General features: G+C 73.5%; 2 protein-coding genes. Both read left to right on the top strand.

Going from position 1 to position 5,160, the window contains the following annotated elements; all coding sequences use genetic code 11:
* Positions 1 to 36: 36 nt before the first annotated feature.
* Positions 37 to 4,287 carry an SDR family NAD(P)-dependent oxidoreductase gene (locus tag ACIQPT_RS37295; protein WP_401162782.1) on the top strand — a complete coding sequence of 1,417 codons (4,251 nt, stop codon included), beginning with the start codon at positions 37 to 39 and terminating at the stop codon, positions 4,285 to 4,287.
* 48 nt (positions 4,288 to 4,335) lie between these two features.
* On the top strand, positions 4,336 to 5,160 hold an 825-nt coding region (locus ACIQPT_RS37300; protein ID WP_401162783.1), incomplete at its 3' end, for a beta-ketoacyl synthase N-terminal-like domain-containing protein.

The following is a 5,160-nucleotide window of genomic DNA, read 5'->3' on the forward strand; positions in this document are numbered from 1 at the left end:
GCGATGCGGCGCGGGGTGCTGCCCAGGACGCTGCACGTGGACGCTCCCACCCCGCAGGTCGACTGGGACTCCGGAGCGGTGGAACTGCTCACCGAGACCACGCCGTGGCCGCGGTCCGACGACGGACCGCGCAGGGCGGGTGTCTCCTCCTTCGGTATCGGCGGCACGAACGCCCACGTCATCCTGGAGGAGGCCCCCCAGGAGGAGCCGAGCGCCGAGCCGCCCGCCGCCACTGGCCTGCCGGTGGTGCCGTGGGTGGTCTCGGGGCGCTCGCCGGAAGGACTCCGCGGCCAGGCGGCGCGGCTGCTGGCAGCCGTGGAAGGGGAATCCGCCCTGGAGCCCAGGGACGTGGCCTGGACCCTCGTCTCGGGGCGGACCGTGTTGGACGCGGCCGCGGTGGTCGTCGGCCGGACCCGGGAGGAGTTGGCGCACGGCCTGCGAGCCCTGGCATCGGGTACGGCTGACGGCTCGGCGGTGGGGGAGGCACCGCGATCACGCGGCACGGCCGGTCTCGCCTTCGTGTTCACGGGGCAGGGGGCGCAGCGGCTCGGTATGAGCCGGGAACTGTACGACTCGGTACCCGAGTTCGCCGCGGCCTTCGACGAGGTGTGCGAAGCACTGGACGCGCACCTCCCGCAACCGCTGAAGCACGTGGTGTTCGCGCGGGAGGGCTCGGAGCAGGCCGAGCTGCTGGACCGGACGGAGTACACACAACCGGCTTTGTTCGCCCTGGAGGTGGCGCTGTTCCGGCTCCTCGAACGGATCGGCGTATCGCCCGACTTCGTCGCCGGTCACTCGGTGGGCGAGGTGGCGGCGGCGCATGCGGCGGGCGTCCTGACGCTCGCGGACGCGACCCTGCTGGTGACGGCACGGGGCCGGCTGATGGGCTCGGCGCGTGCCGGCGGGGCGATGCTCGCTGTCCAGGCCGACACGGAGAAGGTCACCGGTGACCTGGCCGGGCTGGAAGGCCGGGTGTCACTGGCGGCGGTCAACGGTCCGGACAACGTGGTGGTGTCCGGCGACGCCGAGGCGGTCGAGGGCCTGGAGACGCGCTGGCGTGCGGAGGGCAGGCGGGTACGCCGCCTGCGGGTGAGCCATGCCTTCCACTCGCCGCACATGGACGACGTACTCGACGAGTTCGAGCAGGTCGTCAAGGGGCTGTCGCTGCAGGAACCGCGGATCGCGCTGGTGTCCACGGTGACCGGAAAGACGCTGACCGCGCAGGAGGCGTGTGCGCCGGGCTACTGGGTGCGGCAACTGCGCGAGACGGTGCGGTTCTTCGACGCGGTGCGCACCCTGGAACAGGAGGGCGCCACCCTCTTCGTCGAGCTCGGCCCGGACGCGGTCCTCAGCGCCCTGGTCTCGGCCGGGGCAGAACGGAACCCTGGCCTGGTGGCACCGGCGCTCCGGGCCGACCGGCCGGAGGGGGAGACACTGGCGACGCTCATCGGCCTGCTGCACACGCGCGGTCGGCGCGTCGAATGGCCGCGAGTGCTGCCCGGCGCGGTCCGGGTGGATCTGCCGACCTACGCCTTCCAGCGCAAGCGGTACTGGCTGGAGGCGGAGTCCCGACGCGAGGACGCGGCCGGTCTCGGCCTCACCAGCGCCGGGCACCCGCTGCTCGGCGCCTCGGTGCCGGTCGCCGACCAGGAGGAGGTACTGCTCACGGGCCGCGTCTCCCGCCGCACCCACCCCTGGCTGGTTGACCACACCGTCCTGGGCAGGTGCGTACTGCCTGCTTCGGTGTACGTCGAACTCGCCGTTCGCGCGGGCGACGAGACGGGCTGCACCCTGCTGGAGGAACTCTCCCTGGCCACGCCGCTGACGCTGCCGGAAACGGGCGGGCTCCAGATCCAGGTCCGCGTCGGAGCACCCGACCAGGAGGGCCGCCGCGGCGTCACCGTTCACGCCCGGCCCGACACGGGAGACCCCGGGCACGCCTCGGACAACCCGTGGAGACTCGGCGCCCGAGGAGTCCTCACGGCCGACGGGCCCGCACGGACGCCCGCGCCGACCGAGGAATCGACCGGCGAACCGGGCGCTGCGGGGCACAACAGCGCAGCGAGGACGACCGAGGTGCGCCTGCCCGAGGACCTGCTGGCCGAGGCGGGGCGCTACCACCTTCACCCCGTCCTGCTGGATGCCGCACTGACCGCGTCCTCGGCCCCCGCGCCACGCGGGACGGGAGACGCCGCCGTCCCGGCCGTCTGGCGCGACGTACGGCTGCACGCCGTGGGCGCCGACATTGTGCGGGTACGGTCGGTCCGCGTCGACGACGACATCGCCGGGCTGGAACTCCTGGACCCCGAGGGGCGGCCGGTGCTCGGCGTCGGATCGCTCACCTACCGGACCGTTTCCGAGGAGGAGTTCGCCGCCGAGCCGCCCGGCGAGGCGCTGTCCGCGATCGAGTGGATCCCCTACGACGCGACTCCGCGGCCCACGGCTCGTTGGGCGGTGGTCGGCGCCGAGGTCCCCGGCGTCCCCCGCTTCGACGACCTCGGCGCGGCCGCGCGGGCCGCCGCGGCGGACAGAACGGCCTTCGAGCTGCTGCTCGTGCCGTGGACCTCTACGGGCGACCTGGGCGAGGGCACGCGCCGGGCGCTCTCCTTCGTGCGGGAACTGCTGGCCGAGGACGCGCTGCGCGGCATACCGGTCGTGGTGCTGTCCCGCTACGCGATCGTGGCGGACCGGGACGACGCGACGCTCCTGGACCTGGAGGCGGCGGCCGTCCGCGGACTGCTGCGCACCGCGGGCGCCGAAGGCGTGGACGGCCTCGTCCTGGCCGACACCGACACGGACACCCCGCCGCTCGACTTGCTGGTGTCGGCGGCGCGGGCCGGTGAGCTGGAAATGGCGGTCCGCGAGGGCCGGGTGCTCGTGCCCCGGCTACGTACGATCCAGGCCGCCCCGACCGCCCCGGACCGGCCGACCGGACAACCATGGACGCCGAACGGCACGGTCCTGGTGACCGGCGGCACGGGAACCCTCGGAGCCGTACTGGCCCGGCACCTGGTGGCGGAGCACGGCGTCAGAAACCTGCTGCTGGTGAGCCGCCGCGGCGCCGACGCGCCGGGAGCGGACGAACTGGCCGCCGAACTGGCCGCGTCCGGCGCCCATGTGACGTCGGCCGCGTGTGACGCCGCGGACCGGGAGGCGCTGGCCGCGGTGCTGGCCGCGATACCCGACGACCACCCGCTGACCGCGGTGGTGCACGCGGCCGGGGCGCCGGAGGACGGCATGCTGTCCGCGATGACGCCGGAACAGCTCGACCGGGCTCTGCGGCCGAAGGCCGTCGCGGCCCACCACCTGCACGAACTCACCCGGCACCTGGACCTCACCGCATTCGTCGTCTGTGCCTCCCCGGCCGGCACCTTCGGTGCGCCTGGCCGGGCGAACACGGCGGCGGGCGACGCGTACGTCGAGGGCCTGGCCCGCCACCGCAGGGCGCTCGGGCTGCCCGCCACCGCCGTGGCCTGGGCTCCGTGGGAACGCGAAGGCGTGGCGCGGCACCCCGGCCCCGACCTGCTCAGGCCGCTCACCGCGGATCAGGCCCGCGGCCTCTTCGACCGGGCGGTCGCCCTCGGCACGGACCCGGGCGGTGCCGCCGCGGTGGTCGCCGGCGTCGTGGACCGGGCCGCGTTGCGCGGCCATGAGGTCGTACCGCCCGCGCTGCGCGACCTGGCCGACGGTCCGGCGCGCAGGACCGCGAGCACCGCGGGCGGCGAGGCGGACGCCACCACGCTGACCGACCGGCTCGCGGGCCTGGCCGGCACGGAACGCGAGACGCTCGTCCTGGACCTGGTGCGGGCGGAGACCGCCGCGGTGACGGGACAGCCGAACCTGCACGCCATCGCAGCGGCGCAGGCGTTCCAGGAGATGGGCATCGACTCGCTGGCAGCTGTGCAACTGCGCAACCGCCTGACGGCCGCCACCGGGCTCGGCCTCGCGGCCACCCTGGTATTCGATCACCCCACCCCGCGCGACGTCGCAGGCCATGTACTCCAACGGCTGGCCCCGGCCGAGGCCGACGTGTCCGCGCAGGTCCTGTCCGAACTGGACCGCATCGACACCCTGCTCGCCGCGGTCTCCGAGGACGAACGGCACCGGCAGATGGTCCGGCGCCGCCTCCAGAGCATGGCGTCCAGGCTCGGCACCCCGGCCGCGGACACCGACCACACGGACGAGCCGGCCTCGGCGGCCCGGATCGAATCCGCTTCGGTGGACGAGTTGTTCGCCCTCATCGACACCGAGCTCTCCGGCCCGCCGACCGATAACCAGACGTCCTGACTTCCTGACGTCCTGACTTCCTGACTTCCTGAAAGGGATACCGACGCGATGTCCAACGAAGACAAGCTCGTCGACTACCTCAAGCGGGTGACGTCCGACCTCCAGGAGGCCCGCAGGCGGCTGGCCGAGCGGGAGGCGGCCGACGAGGAACCCGTCGCCATCGTGGGCATGGCCTGCCGCTACCCCGGCGGCGTCGCCTCACCGGACGACCTGTGGAACCTGGTCGCCCAGGAGACCGACGCGGTCACGGAGCTGCCGCACGACCGCGGCTGGGACATCGAGAGGATCAAGGAGAAGAGTTACTCGGTCGAGGCGGGCTTCATCCACGACGCCCCCCTGTTCGACCCGGGGTTCTTCGGCATCTCCCCGCGCGAGGCCCAGGCGATGGACCCGCAGCAACGGCTGCTGCTGGAGGTTTCCTGGGAGCTGTTCGAACACGCCGGGCTGGACGTCACCACGCTCAAGGGCAGCAGGACCGGTGTCTTCGTGGGCATCGTCGAGGAGAGCTATCTCGGGCTCAACGCCCCCGAGGAGTTCGAGGGCTACCTCATGACCAGCAAGCTCAGCAGCGTCGCCTCCGGCCGGATCTCCTACACCTACGGCTTCGAGGGGCCCGCGGTGTCGCTCGACACGGCCTGCTCCTCGTCCCTGGTCGCGATGCACTCGGCGATCCGGTCGCTGCGCTCCGGCGAGTCGGCCCTGGCCGTCGCCGGGGGAGTGACGGTGAGCTGCGACCCCGGCGGCCTCATAGACTTCGCCCGGCAGCGGGGTCTCGCCGCCGACGGGCGGTGCAAGTCCTTCGCCGCCGCGGCCGACGGTACAGCCTGGTCCGAGGGTGCGGGTCTGGTGTTGCTTGAGCGGTTGTCGGACGCG

Source organism: Streptomyces sp. NPDC091289 (assembly GCF_044757365.1).
Taxonomy (GTDB): Bacteria; Actinomycetota; Actinomycetes; order Streptomycetales; family Streptomycetaceae; genus Streptomyces.